The sequence below is a fragment of the Micromonospora sp. NPDC047793 genome (genome assembly GCF_040642635.1).
Taxonomy (GTDB): Bacteria; Actinomycetota; Actinomycetes; order Mycobacteriales; family Micromonosporaceae; genus Micromonospora.
Genome location: NZ_JBEYSG010000017.1, coordinates 106,955 through 123,334, shown reverse-complemented (window position 1 = coordinate 123,334; position 16,380 = coordinate 106,955). Strand labels below are relative to the sequence as shown.

Below are 16,380 nucleotides of genomic sequence, written 5' to 3'. Positions count from 1 at the left end.
CGTGACGGTCCGACTGCAACTCGCCATCGACGCGCCGGAGCACTTCGCGCTCATCCCGCGCGTCGGCCGCTACTTCGACATCATCGAGGTCGGCACGCCCGTGCTCAAGCGCTTCGGGCTCGCCGCCATCAGCACCGTCCGGGAACTCGGCGCGGACACACCGGTGCTCGCCGACACCAAGACGGCCGACGGCGGCAGCCTGGAGGCCGAGATGGTCTTCGCCGCCGGGGCCGCCATGATGACCGTGCTCGCGCACGCCTCCCCCGCCACCCGACGCGACACCGACGAGGTGGCCCGACGGTACGGGCGGGAGGTGGTGCTCGACACCATCCTCGACGGCGAACTGGACGTGGAGCCGCTGCTGGACGGCCGCGCACCGCAGGACGTCTGGCTGGCCCTGCACTCCCCGTCCGACGCCCGGCGGGCCGGTCTCGGCAACGAGGACCACATCGACCGGGTGGCCCAGCGCCGGGAACGCGGATTCCGCGTCTCCCTGGCCGGCGGCATCGGGCGCGCCAACCTGGCCCGCGCCCTGGAGGTCGCCCCCGACATCGTCGTGATCGGCTCGGGAGTCACCGAGGCCACCGACCCGGAAGGAGAAGCGGCATGGATCAGGGCACAGGTCGACCTGTCGACTCCTGGCACCTGAGCGGCACCGAACTGAGGTCGGTGCTCGCGGCGCTGCCCGTCGAGGAGTACGACCGGTTCGTCTCCTGCTTCGACGGCGTGGCCGAGGGCCGCCTCTTCTTCTCCGGGCAGGGCCGCTCCGGGCTCGCCGCGCAGATGGCCGCGATGCGTTTCATGCACCTCGGCCTGGCGGCGCACGTCGTCGGCGAGGCCACCGCGCCGTCGGTGCGGTCGGGCGACACGTTGGTGATCGTGTCCGGCAGCGGGCAGACCCCCGTCAGTGTCGGCTTCGCACGGATCGCCCGCGCGGAGGGTGCGAAGGTGCTGCTGGTGACCCACCAACGGGAGAGCCCGCTGCGGGATCTCGCGGACGGTTCCATCGTCCTGCCGGCGGACGCCAGCCGACAGTTCGGCGGCACGCTCTTCGAGCAGTCGGCGCTGATCCTGCTCGACTCCGTGGTGCTGGAGCTGATGCGGGCGCTGCCGGACCCGGACGCCACGATGAGCTACCACCACACCAATCTCCAGTGACCGCGTCGACCGGAGCCGGGGTGGCGCCCTCCGGCGTGGTCGTGGTGGGCGACCTCCTCGCCGACATCATCGAGCACGAGGACGGGACCCGTACCCGCCACCCCGGCGGTGCCGGGCTCAACCTCGCCGTCGGCGTACGGCGGCTCGGGACACCGGCGGCACTGGTGTCACCGGTCTCCGCCGACCGCCTCGGCGAGTGGTTGCGGGACGCGGTCACCGCCGAGGACGTCGCCCTGGTGCCACTGGCCTGCGCGCTGCCGACCGGAACAGCGACGTCCCGGCGGGTGGCGGGAGAGCCGGCCTACGAGTTCTCCGAGGCGATCCAGAATCGGCGGTACGCGTACCCGGAGGCGGAGGTCGCGGCCATGGGCAGCGGCGCCGTCCTGGTCGTCAACTCGTACCCGATGGACGACCTCGGCCAGGTGCAGGCGCTCGTCGACGTCGTCCGCCGGACCGGACGGACCTTCGTCGTCGACCCCAACGTGCGGCCCACGCTGGTGCGGGACGTCCCGGCGTACCGGTCGGGACTCCGCCGGCTCGCCACCGTCGCCGACGTGGTCAAGCTGAGCCTGCAGGACATCGCCGACCTGCACGTCGAGGACCCCGAGCAGTTCGTGGCCGAGCTGCTGCGATCGGGGGTACGGGTGGTCGTGCTGACCCGGGCCGCCGACGGCGTGTCGGTGCACACGGCTGACGGGGTCGTGGCGACCGCACCCGTACCGGACCGACCCGGACCCGTCGTCGACACGATGGGCGCGGGCGACGCCACCCTCGCCCGCCTGGTGTGCGGCGTCGCCGAGGACGGCGTCGACCTGGACGCGGCGCGGTGGCGCGATCTTGCCCGCGAGGCGATGGACCTCGCGGCCGACATCTGCCGGATCTCCGGCGGCAACCTGGCCGCGCTGCGGCCCACAGGACGGAAAGAGCGATGAGGGAACTGAGCAACGCGAGCCTGACCTCGCTGCCCAGCGAGGTCGAGGCGCCCCGCTACGACCGGGCGGCACTGCGCGGCGGGATCGTGCACTTCGGTGTCGGGCACTTCCACCGCTCGCACCAGGCGATGTATCTCGACGAACTCATGCGCCGGGGGCAGGGCATGGACTGGGCGGTGCACGGCGTGGGCGTCCGCCCCGCCGACGAGGGCACCCGCAACCGGCTCGCCGCGCAGGACCATCTCTACACGCTGACGGTGAAGGAGCCGGACGGCAGCCGACGTAACCGGGTGATCGGCTCGCTGCTGAGCACCGGGTACGCCCCGCAGGACCCGACCGGCGTCGTGGAGCGCATCGCCGACCCGGCCACCCGCGTGGTGTCGCTGACCATCACCGAGGGCGGGTACGGCATCGACCAGGTGACCGGCGAGTTCACCGGCGACTCCGCCCCGATCCGCGCGGACCTGGACGCCGACGTGCCGAACGCGACACCGTTCGGGTTGGTACTCCAGGCGATGCGCCTGCGACGCGCCCGGGGCCTGGGCGGGCTGACCGTGATGTCCTGCGACAACATCCAGGAGAACGGCGTGGTGTCCCGCGCCGCGTTCCTCGGCTTCGCCGGGATGAAGGACCCCGATCTGGCCCGGTGGATGGCACAGGAGGTCTCCTTCCCGAACTCGATGGTGGACCGGGTGACCCCGGCGACCGTGGACGCCGACCGGGCGTACCTGGAGCGGACCTTCGGCTACCGGGACCGTTGGCCGGTCACCGCCGAGCCGTTCCACCAGTGGGTGCTGGAGGACACCTTCGTCGCCGGCCGCCCACCGCTGGAGGACGTCGGCGTGGACATCGTCGGGGACGTCGAGCCGTACGAGCTGATGAAGCTGCGGTTGGCGAACGGCACCCACCAGGCGCTCTGCTACTTCGGTTTCCTGCTGGGGCACCGGTACGTGCACGAGGCCATCACCGACCCGGACGTCCAGGCGCTGCTGTTGCGGTACATCGACGAGGAGGCCGTACCGACGCTCAAGCCGATCGCCGGGGTCGACTTCCGGGCGTACGGCCGCACGGTGGTCGCGCGCTTCGGCAACCCGGAGATCCAGGATCCGTTGACCCGGATCTGCGCCGACACCTCGGACCGGATCCCGAAGTTCCTGCTGCCCGTGGTGACCGCGCAGCTCGCCGACGGCGGGCCGGTGGGCATCTGCGCCGCCGTCGTGGCGGCCTGGGCGCGGTACGCCGAGGGCACCGACGAGCAGGGCCAGCCGATCGACGTGGTGGATCCGCGTCGGGACAGCCTGATGGCCGCCGCGCGGCGCAACGGGGACGACCCGACCGCCTTCATCGCGGACCGGTCGCTCTTCGGCGCTCTCGCGGACTCCCCCCGGTTCGTCGAGGCCTACGTCGAGGCCCTGCGACTGATCCGGACCGGCGGCGTGCGCGCCGCCCTGCGGCAGATCGTGGCGACACCGTCCCGCTGAGCCGGGACCAGTCGACACCGTCCCGCTGAGCCGGGACGTGTCAGACGCCGTACAGCCTTCCGGCCCGCCAGCGCGACAGCGCGGCGGGCCGGAAGGCGTACGGGGGTGGGACGCGCTCAGCCGACCTCGACGGGCAGCGACGGGTCGCTGGTCCACTCGCGCAGGGAGCCGTCGTACACGGCCACGTCGGTCTCCCCGATCAGGCGCAGTGCCAGGGCGTCGCCGGTGGCCGCGATGCCTCCGCCGCAGTAGGTGACCTTCCGGCCCGGCTGGGCCTGCACCTCCTGGAAGATCTCCCGCAGCTCCGGCACCGACCGGAAGGTCCCGTCGGCCGGGTCGAGCAGCGCGGCGACGAAGACGTTGCGGCTGCCGGGGATCCGGCCGGGGCGGGCGTAGTTGATCGTCTCGGTGGCGTGGTGGTCCTCGGGCGACAGCGAGTTGATCAGGCAGGCTCCGCTGACGTTCTCCACCACCTGCTTGACCTCGTCCAGATCGGCGAAGAGTTCCGGCCGGGGCGTGCCGACGAACTGCGCGGGCGGGTAGCTCTCCTCGCCGTCGCGGGTCGGCCGGCCCTCGGCGGTCCACTTGCCGAACCCGCCGTCGAGGACGGCCACGTTGTCGAAGCCGTTCGCGAGCAGCAGCCACCACACCCGGGTGGCCCAGAAGACGTTGGCCGCGTAGACCACGACCGCCGTGTCCGGGCCGATGCCCAGTCGGCCCGCCGCCGCGGCGAAGCGCTCCGGAGAGGGCTTGGTGAACCAGCCGCCGTCCGGCTCGGAGAGGTCGTCGATGATGTCGGCGAACGCCGCCGACGGGATGTGCGCGGCCAGGTACTCGGGGCGACCGGACGTCTGGGACCAGTCCTGACCGGCCTCGCTCGGCGGGGCCAGGTGCACGGTCGCGTCGAGGATCCGCAGGTCCGGGTGGTCGAGGTGCTGGGCGAGCCACTCGGTGGACACGAGCGGGGTGGGCAGGTCGAGGGTGCGTGCCATGAGTCCTCCTGTCGCCGGGATTCCCTATCTTGGCAATCGGGATTACCTTCGCGACAATACGGCCCCGACCTGCGGATATTTCGGCTAGTGGTGGAGCTCACCCGCCGCTTGCCGGGGTAGCCATCGACGGACGACAGGCCGGGGAGGACGGGCCTCCCCGGCCTGCCCGCCGGTCAGTGCACGGTGAGGTTGCCGCCGGTCAGCGCCACCTCGCCGGTCCCGCCTCCCGTCCAGTCGGACGAGAAGACCAGGGTGCCGCCCTGCCAGAGGGTGATGCCGACGGTGTCGTGACGTCCCGGCGCGCCCCGGTCGGTCACCGTCACCGCCAGCGTCAGCCCGGCGGCCACCAGCTTGCCCCGGCCGTCGTGGAGACCGGCCTGGTAGCGCACCGACGCCGACCTACCGGCCGAGGTGATGCCGAGACCGTCGACGGCGGTGGTCCGGACCTTGTAGTCGGTGCCGCCGGAGCGGTACGTGATCTCCGCGTGGCCCGACGCCGCCTTCTTCGCGGTGGCCGGCTTCGCGTTCAGGTTCACCGAGACCTTCGACGCCCGGTCCGCCGGGTGGGTGCCGGCCGATCGGGTGGCGGTCAGGTGGCCGCCCCCGGTGAGGAATCCGCCGTCGGACCGCGCGACCGTCACCGTGGCGGTGGTGCCACCGGTGTAGGTGCCGCCGACCGTGGCGGTCACCGTGTGCGCGCCCGCCGGCAGAGTCGCCGTGCAGGCCGCCGTACCGGTGGTGGTGGCCGGGGCGACCAGGTCCACACGGGCGGTGCAGAGCGTGGCCCCACCCGCGGTGAAGGTCACCGTGGCGGTACGCAGGTCGCCGCCGGTGGTGTCGGCCGACGACGGCAGCACGGAACTGTCCCGCACCACGGCCCGCAGCAGGGCCCGACCGGCGGCACCGGCGGTCGCGGTGCTGACCAGGGTGTCACCGGCCCAGGTCAGGGCCGCGTTCTCCGGGCTGACGGTGACGGTGAACGTGGTGCTGCCGACCAGCCCGGTGCCGTCGGTCACCGTGACGGTGACCGGATACGTGCCCGGGGCTGCCGCGGTGGTGCCGGTGACGGTCCAGCTCCGGGTGCCGGGGCGGGTGTCCGCTCCGGAGGTGCCCGCGACGGTGAGCGCCAGACCGGCCGGCAGACCGGTGGCGGTCGCGGTCAGCGTCGACCCGGCGCCGTCGGCGTCGGTCGCCCGGACGGTCACCGTCGGCGAGAGGGCGTCGCTGTACTGCACGTCGACTCCCGCCGCCGGGGCGTCGGTGGAGACCTCGGGGGCGGCGCGGACGCCGAACTCGGCGTCGTTGACGGCGAAGAAGACGTTGCCGACCGCCTCGATCCTGATCCGTGCCTCGTCGGTCGCCACGTTCGGCAGGGTCACCGTCGCACTACCGGTGTTCGGCGTGCTCTGGGCCAGCACGTACGGGAAGGTCCCCCCACCGTTGACCGAGAGCGTGATCTTCACGTGGCCGACGTTCACCGGCGCCACGTCGGTGCCGGCGACGTCCCAGGTGACGGTCTGGGCCGTACCACCGTCGAGCACGGCGGCCTCGGCCTGCGAGGTGACCAGGAACGGTCCGGCGTCCGGGGCCAGCCGCAGCGCGACGTCGGCACTACCGATCCCGCCCCCGCCCGGCCGACCGTCCCGGGCGGTGAGCTTGAAGTTCAGGGTCCGGTCGTTGTTCACACCGACCCAGTCCCGGGTGGGCAGGAACTCCGAGTAGCAGTCCAGGATCTCCGGCGGGACGTTGGAGGCGCTGCCGCTGGCCGGGGGTGCCGGCGGGGTGGGGCAGGCACCCGTACGGGCGTTGGTGTTGCCGACCAGCACCTGCGCGAGGTCCGGGAAGACCCGGGTGGAGTCGGTGGTGACGGCGTTCTGACCCGGCGAGTGGTACTTCAGGGCGTCCTCGGGCGACACCCACGCCGGTTCGCCGAAGACCCGGAACAGCGGCCCGTTGGTCTTGGTGTTGTTCACCAGCGCGGTGCCGGCGCTGCCACCCCGGTCGTTCTGCTCCCACAGGTAGGTCAGCGTGTCGCCGTCGACGTCGGTGGCGCTGCCGGTGAGCGCGAACGGCGTACGCACCGGGATGGTCAGACCGTCCGGCACGGTGACCACCGGGGCGTGGTTGGTGGTCTGCTCGACCAGGTGGCCGCCGTTGTCGACGGCACCGCCCTTGGCGGTCTCGCCGACGAAGCCGGTGGCCCCGGTGAGGTCGCCCAGGGTCAGCGGGGCCACGTCGGTGGCGGCCAGGGTGCCGCCGAAGGTGACCTGGAATCCGGTGTCGTTGAGCGTGCCGCTGCCCCCGAAGGCGGCCACGGTGACCGTCGCGCCGGCCGGCCAGCCCGCGATCGACTCGACGGCGGCCTTGATCCCGGCGGTGGTGTAGTTGGCCCCGCGCACGATCGGCGCCGAAGTCGCGTCGCCGTAGCCGAGGGTGAACGAGTCACCGGCGGTGTCGAAGTCGCGCAACGAGACGGTCTGCACCTCGTTGATCGCCGGCCGGCTCGACGTGACGAAGTTCGTGATCTCGGTGAAGGTCCGGTGCGACCAGTACGGGTCGGTGTGCGGCTGGAGGTTGTCCTGCTGGCAGATGCCCGCGTACGCCATGATCGACGAACCGCTGCCCGGCTCGTACGAGTTGGCCGCGCTGCGGTTGCCGCCCGAGCAGTTCCACTGGTTGCCGTTGAAGGTGTGGTTGCCGGCGAACTGGTGCCCGATCTCGTGTGCCACGTAGTCGACGGCGAAGTAGTCGCCGACCGGGTTGGGCAGGCCGGTGCAGCCGCGCGCCTTGCCGTCACCGCCGACCACGCCGAGGCCGGCGATGCCGCCGCCGCTCAGTCCGAGACCGATGTGGCCGACGTCGTAGTTGCCCGCGCCGACGAGTTGGCCGAGCACGATCCGGTTGCGGTTGAGCAGCCCGCTGCTGCACCCGGTCAGCTGCGCCGGGGTGTAGCAGCCGGCGCTGCCACAGGGGCCGTTCGGCTCGGTGGCCAGCGCCGGGGTGTTCAGGTTCGTCTTCTCGGTGTCGTTGACCAGGACGAGCCGGATCGCGGTCTCGTCCTCGTAGATCTGGTTCACCCGGTTGATCAGCGTGACCTTCGCGGCCGTCACGTTCTCCACGCCGAAGAAGGTGGCGTACGACGGGTCGGTGACGAACGCGAGACGGTAGGTGCGCAGCGTCACCAGTGGGCCGACCACCGGCTCGTCGTGCGCCTCCTCGATCTCGTCGTGCAGGTGGTGCGCCGCCGACTCGACGTCCTCCCGCTCCACGAACTCACCGTTCTGGTTCGTCAGGTCGCGGGCGAAGTAGCTCGCGTACAGGCTCTGGTCGCGGTGGTAGTAGGGGTCGATGTACCACGCGCCGTCAGCGGACCGGACCGAGGCGTGGAAGCCGAGCGGAGTGAGATCGGCGCGGATCGTCGCGGTCGGGTCGTCCAGGCCCGTGCCGGCGTACGTGCTGATCTCCGGGTGGGCGGCGGCCAGTTCCGGCTCCATCACCGGCGACTCCGCCAGCGCGAAACGCTGGAAGGTCCCGTCGGGGGCGGGCAGGGACACCACCTGCTGGGGCTGGCCCGCCGCGCGGCGCTGCTCCGCCGGTGCCCTCTCCAGCAGGCGCTGCATGCCGCCCCGGTCCAGTGTGTAGGCGGACAGGTGCGCCGCCTCGATGGCCGCTGGACGGCCCGCTTTGGTGGCGGCGGGTGTGCCGTCCACCTTGCGCCACGGGCCGTCGGCCGAGGGGGCGGCGGCGGCCGGGGTGGAGGTCAGCAGGATCGGTGACATCGTCGCCACCAATGCCATGGCCAGCACGGCGGCCAGGCGGGGTCGGTGTGACCGGGTGTGTCCGGACCGTCCGCCCGGTCGAGGGGTGCGGAAGCGCCTCAACTCGTCTCCCTGGTGATGAGGGGTGCGACCCATCGCGCCGTCCGGGTCGACGGGCAGCGCGAGTGATCGATGGATGGGCCAGACCCTAACCGGACGGCGGAGGACGAACATCAGCCGAACAGGGGAAGATCCTCTGGAAGGGAACCGCCGCCGCCGGTCGCAACGCGACTGTCACCGGATCGTCACACCGTCGACCGTCCCGTTCGGAGGGTCAGCCGCCGATCAGCAGGGCGACGGCGAGTGCCGCGATGATGGCGCTCGACAGCAGGGCCGTGACCAGGCGTCCCCGCGCACCGGTGAGCGTCCGGCCGAGCAGCGTGCCGCCGGCCGCGATCACCAGTTGCCAACTGGCCGAGGCCAGGAACACCCCGAGGGTGAAGAGGGTCGCCGCGCCGGCCCCGGACCCGTACCGGCCGCCGCGACCGAGCACCAGTGCGGTGAAGTAGACGACGGTGGCCGGGTTGAGCAGGGTCAGCGCGAGGATGCCGGCGTACGCCCGCAGTGGGGTGTCCAGCCCTCGCCGCACGGCACCGGGGGCCGGACGGCCGTCGGCGTCCACGGCGGGCCGGGTCGGGCCGGTGGGGCGCAGCGCCCGCCACGCGCCGTGTGCGGCGAGGGCGAGCAGCACCGCGACGGCGACCAGCCGCAGTGGTGTGGCGAGCGGGGCGAGCCAGCCGACCACGACCGCGCCACCGAACGCCGCGAGCGCGGCGTAGAGGCCGTCGGCGCTGGCCACCCCGAGCGCGGCGGAGGCACCGACCCGGAACGAGGTGCGGGCGGTGAGCCCCACGATGAGCACCGCGATGGCGCCGACCGGGATGGCGACGCCGTAGCCGGCGACCACGCCGGCCAGGAACGCGCCGGTCACGACAGCGGATCAGGTGGCGGGGACCCGGGCGCGACCGGCTGTCGGCCCGTGGCGACGGGCACGGCAACCGGGCGGGGCATCATCGGGTACGTTCGCACGCCGCCATCCTGCGTCCCCCGCCCGACGGGTGCCACGCATTTACGGGCGGCTCCCACCGGGTGTCCCGGCCGACGCGTCACGGCCATCTATCCACGCGTCTCGTCAATGGGACCGAATTGCGAACATCCCCCGCGACGAATTGCCGCCCGACAATCGTTCCTGGTCGAATCATGTGGATCAGTAGCGGACACACCCGACTCGCCAACCGAAACAAGTCCTGACCACGGAACGTCGAAGACCATCCACAACGGACAAGCTCTGCCACCCACCAATGACCGACGTTTCCGGCTTGTTTCGGGTAAATGATTCAAGATCGTGGATGCCGAAATCCACCATGCTACGCGATTCGCGGGACGAATTATATCTCTCAATTTCGATGCGTTGAGGTCCTACCATCTGTGTCAGTCCGTTCCACGGTCACCGGTCGGCCCGTCACAAACGGCCCGGCTGCGCATCGAAAGGAGGCGGGAGATGCTCCTCTCCCAGCCGTCCCGGCGTCCCTGGCGCCTCGCCCTCACCGCCGCGGCCACACTCGCCCTGGTGGCGGTCGCCGCACCCGCCCAGGCCGCCCCCGCGGAGGGTGCGATCGTGCACGCCGGCGACGCCGCCGCCGTCGCCGACTCGTACATCGTCGTGCTCAAGGACTCGGCGGTGAGCCGGGCACAGGTCGGGGCCACCGCCAAGACCCTCGCCGGGCGGCACGGCGGCAGCATCGCCCGCACCTACCAGGACGCCCTGCGCGGCTTCGAGGCCCGACTGACCGAACGAGCGGCCAAGCGGCTGGCGGCCCACCCGTCCGTCGAGTACGTCCAGCAGAACCGCACCGTCAGCATCGCCGGCACCCAGTCCCCCACCCCGTCCTGGGGACTGGACCGCATCGACCAGCGCTCGCTGCCGCTGAACAACAGCTACGCCTACCCCAACGACGGCACCGGCGTCACCGCGTACATCATCGACACCGGCATCCGCTTCTCCCACACCGACTTCGGCGGGCGGGCCGTCTCCGGCTTCGACGCCATCGACGGCGGCAGCGCCGACGACGGCAACGGTCACGGCACCCACGTCGCCGGCACGGTCGGCGGCACCGCGTACGGCGTGGCCAAGGGCGTGACCCTGGTCGGCGTACGGGTGCTGGACAACGGCGGCGGCGGCACCTACGCGCAGGTCATCGCCGGCATCGACTGGGTCACCGCGGATCACCAGCCGGGCGAGCCGGCGGTGGCGAACATGAGCCTCGGCGGTGGCCGCGACCAGGCCACCAACGACGCGGTCGCCCGCTCCATCGCCGACGGCGTGGTGTACGCCGTCGCCGCCGGCAACAGCGGCGCCAACGCCTGCAACTACTCGCCGGCCAGCACCCCCGAGGCGATCACCGTCGGCGCGACCACCAGCACCGACGCCCGCGCCAGCTACTCCAACTTCGGCACCTGCCTGGACGTCTTCGCCCCCGGCAGCACGATCACCTCGGCCTGGATCGGCAGCGACACCGCCACCAACACCATCAACGGCACCTCGATGGCCTCCCCGCACGTGGCCGGCGCCGCCGCCCTGGCCGTGGCCGCCAACCCCGGCTACAGCCCGCAGCAGATCCGCGACCTGCTGGTCGCCGACGCCACCGACAACGTGGTCACCAACCCGGGCGTCGGCTCCCCGAACAAGCTGCTCTACACCGGCAACATCGTGCCGCCCACCCAGGACTTCGCCCTCACCCTCACCCCGGCGGCCGGTGCCGTCGACCCGGGCAGCTCCACCACGACCACGGTCGGCACCACCACCACGGTCGGTACTCCGCACAGCATCGCGCTCGGCGTCAGCGGCCTGCCGGCCGGAGTGACCGCGAGCTTCAGCCCGACCACGGTCACCTCCGGCGACACCGCCACGTTGACCCTGAGCGCCGCCGCCGGCACCGTGCCCGGCCTCTACACGGTGACCGTGCTGGGCACCGGGCCGGAGACCACCCAGGGCGCCACCTTCACGCTCACCGTCAACGGCCCGCCCGGCTGCACCCAGGGCAACGCCACCGACTACCCGATCAACGACAACAGCACCGTGGAGAGCACGATCGTCATCCACGGGTGCGGACGCGCCGCCAGCGCGGCCAGCACGGTCGAGGTGCGCATCTTCCACACCTGGATCGGTGACCTGACCGTCTCGCTGATCGCCCCGGACGGCACCGCGTACGTGCTGCACAACCGCACCGGCAGCAGCGCCGACAACATCTTCCAGACCTACACCCGCGACCTGTCCGGCAAGGCCGCCGACGGCGCCTGGAAGCTCCGGGTCCAGGACTCCGCCAGCGCCGACACCGGCTACCTGGACAGTTGGACGCTGAGCCTGTGACCTGACTGTCGCGTCGGGCGGGTCACACCGCCCGACACCACAGAAGGCACGGCGCACACACGACAGCGCCCGGAGTTCCGGCCATCGGCCGGGCTCCGGGCGCCGTGTCGTCAGGTCAGACGTTGAAGCCGAGCGAGCGGAGCTGGTCGCGCCCCTCGTCGGTGATCTTGTCCGGCCCCCACGGGGGCAGCCAGACCCAGTTGATCCGGATGTCGTTGACCAGGCCACCACCCGGACCGGTGGTCAGCGCCTGGCGGGTCTGGTCCTCGATCACGTCCGTGAGCGGGCAGGCCGCCGAGGTCAACGTCATGTCCAGGGTCGCGACGTTGTCGTCGTCGACGTGGACGCCGTACACCAGGCCCAGGTCGACCACGTTGATGCCCAACTCCGGGTCGACGACGTCCTTCATCGCCTCCTCGATGTCGGCGGCGGCGGCCTTGCCGCCGGTCGCCGCGACCGGCGCGGCAGCCTCGGTGGCCACGCCCCCGTTCTCCGGCGTGCTGGTTTCCTCGGTCATGCCTTCACCTCCGTCGGGCTCGCGCCCACACCGGCGCGTGCCGCGGCGTCCTTGAACGCCATCCACGGCAACAGCGCGCACTTGACCCGGGCGGGATAGCGGGCGACACCCTCGAACGCCACCCCGTCGCCGAGCACCTCCTCGTCCGCCGTGACCTGGCCACGGCCGGACACCAACGCCACGAACGCCTCGTGCACCTCGAACGCCGCCGCCGCGTCACGGCCGGTCAGCAGCTCGTGCAGCACGCTCGCCGACGCCTGGCTGATCGAGCAGCCCATGCCGTCGTACGACACGTCGTGCAGCACGGTGCCGTCGGTGGCCACCCGGACGGTCACCTCGTCGCCGCAGGTCGGGTTGACGTGGTGCGCCTCGCCGACCTGCGCCGCCGGGTCGGCGGCGTCCCGCAGGCCACGGCCGTGCGGGTGCTTGTAGTGATCCAGGATGATCTCCTGGTAGAGCGACTCAAGCTGCATCGGGCCGACCTCCCGTCGACGCGCCCGGCGTGGCCCGGCTCACCGGAACACCGTCCGCACCTGTTCCAGACCCGCGACCAGGGCGTCGATCTCCTCGGTGGTGGTGTACAGGTAGAACGAGGCCCGCGTCGTCGCCGGCACCCCGAAGCGCCGGCAGACCGGACGGGCGCAGTGGTGACCGACCCGCACCTGCACGCCGAGCGAGTCGAGCACCTGCCCCACGTCGTGCGGGTGCACGTCGGCCAGGTCGAACGAGATCGTGCCACCCCGACCCACCGGCACCTCCGGACCGAAGATCCGCAGGCCCGGCACGGTGGCCAGAGCGTCCAACGCGTACGCGGTCAGCCGCTTCTCGTGCCACTGGATCGCCCGCATGCCGAGGCCGGTCAGGTAGTCCACGGCCGCACCGAGCGCCACCGCCTCGGCGATCGGCGGCGTACCCGCCTCGAAGCGGGCCGGCGGCGGCGCGTACGTCGAGCCGTCCATCGACACCGTCTCGATCATCGAACCGCCACCGAAGACCGGCGGCATCGCCGCCAGCAGCTCGGCCCGTCCCCACAGCACCCCGATGCCGGTCGGGCCGCACATCTTGTGCCCGGTGAAGACGATGAAGTCGGCGTCCAGGTCGACCACGTCGATCGGCATGTGCGGCACCGACTGCGAGCAGTCCAGCATCAGCAGCGCACCCACCTCGCGCACCCGCGCGGTGATCCGCGAGGTGGCGTTGACCGTGCCGAGGATGTTGGACATGTGCACCAGCGAGACGATCTTCGTCCGCTCGTTGACCAGGTCCGCCAGCCCCGACTCGTCCAGCCGGCCGTTGTCGGTGACCGGGAACCAGCGCAGCGTCGCACCGGTCCGCTCGCAGAGCAACTGCCACGGCACGATGTTCGAGTGGTGCTCCATCTCGGAGATCACCACCTCGTCACCGGGCCCGAGCCGGAACCGCGGGTCGCCGTCGGCGCGCAGCGAGGCGTTGGAGAAGGCGTACGCCACGATGTTGATCGCCTCGGTGGAGTTCTTGGTGAACACCACCTCGTCCACGCTCGGCGCGTTGACGAACGCGGCGATCCTCGCCCGGGCCCCCTCGTACGCCTCGGTCGCCTCGGTGCCCAGGGTGTGCACCGACCGGGACACGTTGGCGTTGTGCCGGCGGTAGTGCTCGTCCAGCACGGCGAGCACCTGGCGCGGCTTGTGCGAGGTGTTGGCGCTGTCCAGGTAGACCAGCGGATGCCCGTTGATCTCCCGATCGAGGATCGGGAAGTCGGCGCGTACCGCCGCCACGTCGTAGCCGGGCACGTCGTCGTACTGCGGCATCCCGGACGGGATCGCGATGGTGGTCATCGTGGTGACCGGCCCTTCCCTCGGCTCAGGCCCGCGCCGACCCGGCCCCGGCGACGTACCGCTCGTAGCCCTCTTCCTCGAGCTTGTCGGCCAGCTCCGGGCCGCCTTCCTCGACGATCCGGCCGGCCACGAAGACGTGCACGTAGTCGGGCTTGATGTAGCGCAGGATGCGGGTGTAGTGGGTGATCAGCAGCAGGCCGGTGTCACCGGTGTCGCGGACCCGGTTGACGCCCTCGCTCACCACGCGCAGCGCGTCCACGTCGAGGCCGGAGTCGGTCTCGTCGAGGATGGCGATCTTCGGCTTGAGCAGTTCGAGCTGCACGATCTCGTGCCGCTTCTTCTCACCGCCGGAGAAGCCCTCGTTGACGTTGCGCTGGGCGAAGGCCGGGTCCATGTGCAGACGCTCCATGGCACCGCGCAGCTCGCCACCCCAGGTACGCAGCTTCGGCGCCTCGCCGTCCAGCGCGGTCTTGGCCGTCCGCAGGAAGTTCGCCACCGACACGCCGGGCACCTCGACCGGGTACTGCATGGCGAGGAACAGACCGGCGCGGGCCCGCTCGTCGACGGAGAGTTCCAGCACGTCGACGCCGTCGAGGGTGACCGACCCGCCGGTGATCTCGTACTTCGGGTGACCGGCGATCGAGTACGCCAGGGTCGACTTGCCGGAGCCGTTCGGGCCCATGATCGCGTGCGTCTCACCGGAGCGCACGGTCAGGTCGACACCGGCCAGGATCGGCTTGAGCTCACCCTCGGGCAGCTTGACCGACACCTGCAGGTCACGGATCTCCAAGGTGCTCATTATCGGGTCACTCCATTACTCGGCGTCAGGCTGACGTAGATGTCGCCGTCGCGGACTTCGACGGGATAGACGGGTACGGGTTCGGTCGCCGGCAGCCCGCTCGGCTCGCCGGTACGCAGGTCGAAGCGGGAGCCGTGCAGCCAGCACTCCAGGGTGCAGCCGGACACCTCCCCCTCGGAGAGGGCCACCGCGGCGTGCGAGCACTCGTCGTGCACGGCGTAGAACACGTCGTCCTCGGCGTGCACGAGCGCGATCGCGGTGCCGTCGACGTCGGCGCTGACCGCGGTGCCCTTCGGCACGTCCTCGACGGCGCAGACACGGATCATCAGGCGCCGGCCTTGGTCAGGCGGGCCTCGATCGTCTCCCCGAGCCGCTCGCGCAGCTCCTCGACCGGGATCTTGTTGAGCAGCTCGGCGAAGAAGCCGCGCACCACCAGGCGACGGGCCTCGGCCGCCGGGATGCCCCGGGCCATCAGGTAGAACAGCTGCTCGTCGTCGAAGCGGCCGGTGGCGCTCGCGTGCCCGGCACCGGCGATCTCGCCGGTCTCGATCTCCAGGTTCGGCACGGAGTCGGCCCGGGCACCGTCGCTGAGCAGCAGGTTCCGGTTGATCTCGTAGGTGTCGGTGCCGGTCGCCTCGGCGCGGATCAGCACGTCGCCGACCCAGACCGTCCGGGCGCTGTCACCCTGCAACGCGCCCCGGTAGCCGACGTAGCTGCGGCAGTCCGGCACCGTGTGGTCGACCAGCTGGCGGTGCTCCAGGTGCTGGCCGGAGTCGGCGAAGTAGACGCCGTACAGCTCGGCCTCGCCGCCCCGGTCGGTGTACTCGACGGTGGTGAACTGGCGCACCAGGTCGCCGCCGAGCGTGGCCTGGACGTGCACCACACGGGCGTCCCGGCCCAGCTTCACCTTGAGGTGCTGCGCCTGCACCGCGTCGTCGGCCCAGTCGGAGACGGTGACCAGCGTCAGCTTCGCGCCGTCTGCCACGGTCACCTCGACGTTGTCGGCCAGCGTCGCCGAACCGACGTGCTCCAGCACCAGGGTCGCCTCGGCGAAGCGCTCCACCTGCACGACGGTGTGCCCGAAGGCCACCCCCTCGGCGCTCTCGCCGACCACCCGTACGGTCACCGGCCCGGCCGGGACGGCCTCCCGGGCGACCCGCACCAGCAGCGCCTGGCCGGCACCGCCGTACGCCAGCGCGCTGATCCGGTCGAACGGGGTCAGCACGCTGCCGACCCGCTCGTCGTCCCGGTCGACGCGCTCCACCGTCACGCCCTCGGGCAGGTCGGCGTACTCGTGCCGGACCGTGCCGGTCGCGGTGCGGCCGTCACCGACCAGCCCGCGCAACCGCTTGAGCGGGGTGAAACGCCATTCCTCCTCCAGGCCGGTCAGGGCCGGGAAGTCGGCGACGTCGTACGAGCGCAGCGCCTGCGACTTGGTGCTCGGCGGCGGTGCGGAAGCCTGGGTAGTCATCTCGTCCTTGGTCTGTTCTCACGAC

14 protein-coding genes are annotated in these 16,380 nt (G+C 71.8%); 5 read left to right on the top strand and 9 right to left on the bottom strand.

The window, feature by feature from the left end; all coding sequences use genetic code 11:
* Position 1 precedes the first annotated feature (1 nt).
* Genes ABZ738_RS26495 through ABZ738_RS26480 form a run of 4 tightly spaced genes read left to right on the top strand, consistent with a single transcriptional unit; the run spans position 2 to position 3,571 of the window.
* Positions 2-649 (top strand): orotidine 5'-phosphate decarboxylase / HUMPS family protein, encoded by a 648-nt coding sequence (locus ABZ738_RS26495; RefSeq protein ID WP_357217418.1) that lies wholly within the window; start codon positions 2-4, stop codon positions 647-649.
* Entirely contained in the window at positions 607-1,158 is a 552-nt protein-coding gene (locus ABZ738_RS26490) for an SIS domain-containing protein (protein ID WP_131052846.1), read from the top strand. Before ABZ738_RS26495 ends, ABZ738_RS26490 begins: the two co-directional genes overlap by 43 nt.
* Positions 1,155-2,090: a PfkB family carbohydrate kinase gene (locus ABZ738_RS26485; RefSeq protein ID WP_357217414.1), complete on the top strand. Its 936-nt coding sequence runs from the start codon at positions 1,155-1,157 to the stop codon at positions 2,088-2,090. Before ABZ738_RS26490 ends, ABZ738_RS26485 begins: the two co-directional genes overlap by 4 nt.
* Complete coding sequence (locus ABZ738_RS26480) at positions 2,087-3,571, top strand: mannitol dehydrogenase family protein (RefSeq protein ID WP_357217411.1); 1,485 nt, start codon at positions 2,087-2,089, stop codon at positions 3,569-3,571. Before ABZ738_RS26485 ends, ABZ738_RS26480 begins: the two co-directional genes overlap by 4 nt.
* A gap of 116 nt (positions 3,572-3,687) precedes the next feature.
* Here ABZ738_RS26480 and ABZ738_RS26475 read toward each other — a convergent pair whose 3' ends face one another.
* From ABZ738_RS26475 to ABZ738_RS26465, 3 genes are all read right to left on the bottom strand, one after another.
* Entirely contained in the window at positions 3,688-4,563 is an 876-nt protein-coding gene (locus ABZ738_RS26475; protein WP_131056036.1) for a sulfurtransferase, read from the bottom strand.
* Positions 4,564-4,736: 173 nt separating this feature from the next.
* The gene (locus ABZ738_RS26470) at positions 4,737-8,342 is read right to left on the bottom strand and encodes a M12 family metallo-peptidase (protein WP_357217408.1); all 3,606 of its coding nucleotides are present in this window, start codon (positions 8,340-8,342) and stop codon (positions 4,737-4,739) included.
* 313 nt (positions 8,343-8,655) lie between these two features.
* Positions 8,656-9,312 carry a LysE family transporter gene (locus tag ABZ738_RS26465; protein ID WP_176094631.1) on the bottom strand — a complete coding sequence of 219 codons (657 nt, stop codon included), beginning with the start codon at positions 9,310-9,312 and terminating at the stop codon, positions 8,656-8,658.
* A gap of 570 nt (positions 9,313-9,882) precedes the next feature.
* Between ABZ738_RS26465 and ABZ738_RS26460 the strand changes: the two genes are divergently transcribed.
* Positions 9,883-11,751 carry a S8 family peptidase gene (locus tag ABZ738_RS26460; RefSeq protein WP_176094632.1) on the top strand — a complete coding sequence of 623 codons (1,869 nt, stop codon included), beginning with the start codon at positions 9,883-9,885 and terminating at the stop codon, positions 11,749-11,751.
* A 115-nt stretch (positions 11,752-11,866) separates the two neighbouring features.
* On the opposite strand, the gene ABZ738_RS26455 is transcribed toward ABZ738_RS26460, so the two are convergent.
* The 6 genes from ABZ738_RS26455 to sufD are packed head-to-tail and all read right to left on the bottom strand — an operon-like array spanning position 11,867 to position 16,355.
* Positions 11,867-12,268, bottom strand: a complete 402-nt coding sequence (locus tag ABZ738_RS26455) for a metal-sulfur cluster assembly factor (protein ID WP_131054275.1) — start codon at positions 12,266-12,268, stop codon at positions 11,867-11,869.
* Entirely contained in the window at positions 12,265-12,741 is a 477-nt protein-coding gene (gene sufU / locus ABZ738_RS26450) for a Fe-S cluster assembly sulfur transfer protein SufU (protein WP_131054274.1), read from the bottom strand. Before sufU ends, ABZ738_RS26455 begins: the two co-directional genes overlap by 4 nt.
* Before the next feature lie 39 nt (positions 12,742-12,780).
* Positions 12,781-14,085, bottom strand: a complete 1,305-nt coding sequence (locus ABZ738_RS26445; RefSeq protein WP_131054273.1) for a cysteine desulfurase — start codon at positions 14,083-14,085, stop codon at positions 12,781-12,783.
* A gap of 25 nt (positions 14,086-14,110) precedes the next feature.
* Positions 14,111-14,884: a Fe-S cluster assembly ATPase SufC gene (sufC, locus tag ABZ738_RS26440; RefSeq protein WP_131054272.1), complete on the bottom strand. Its 774-nt coding sequence runs from the start codon at positions 14,882-14,884 to the stop codon at positions 14,111-14,113.
* Complete coding sequence (locus ABZ738_RS26435; RefSeq protein ID WP_131054271.1) at positions 14,884-15,210, bottom strand: non-heme iron oxygenase ferredoxin subunit; 327 nt, start codon at positions 15,208-15,210, stop codon at positions 14,884-14,886. Before ABZ738_RS26435 ends, sufC begins: the two co-directional genes overlap by 1 nt.
* Entirely contained in the window at positions 15,210-16,355 is a 1,146-nt protein-coding gene (gene sufD / locus ABZ738_RS26430) for a Fe-S cluster assembly protein SufD (protein ID WP_131054270.1), read from the bottom strand. Before sufD ends, ABZ738_RS26435 begins: the two co-directional genes overlap by 1 nt.
* Positions 16,356-16,380: the final 25 nt, after the last annotated feature.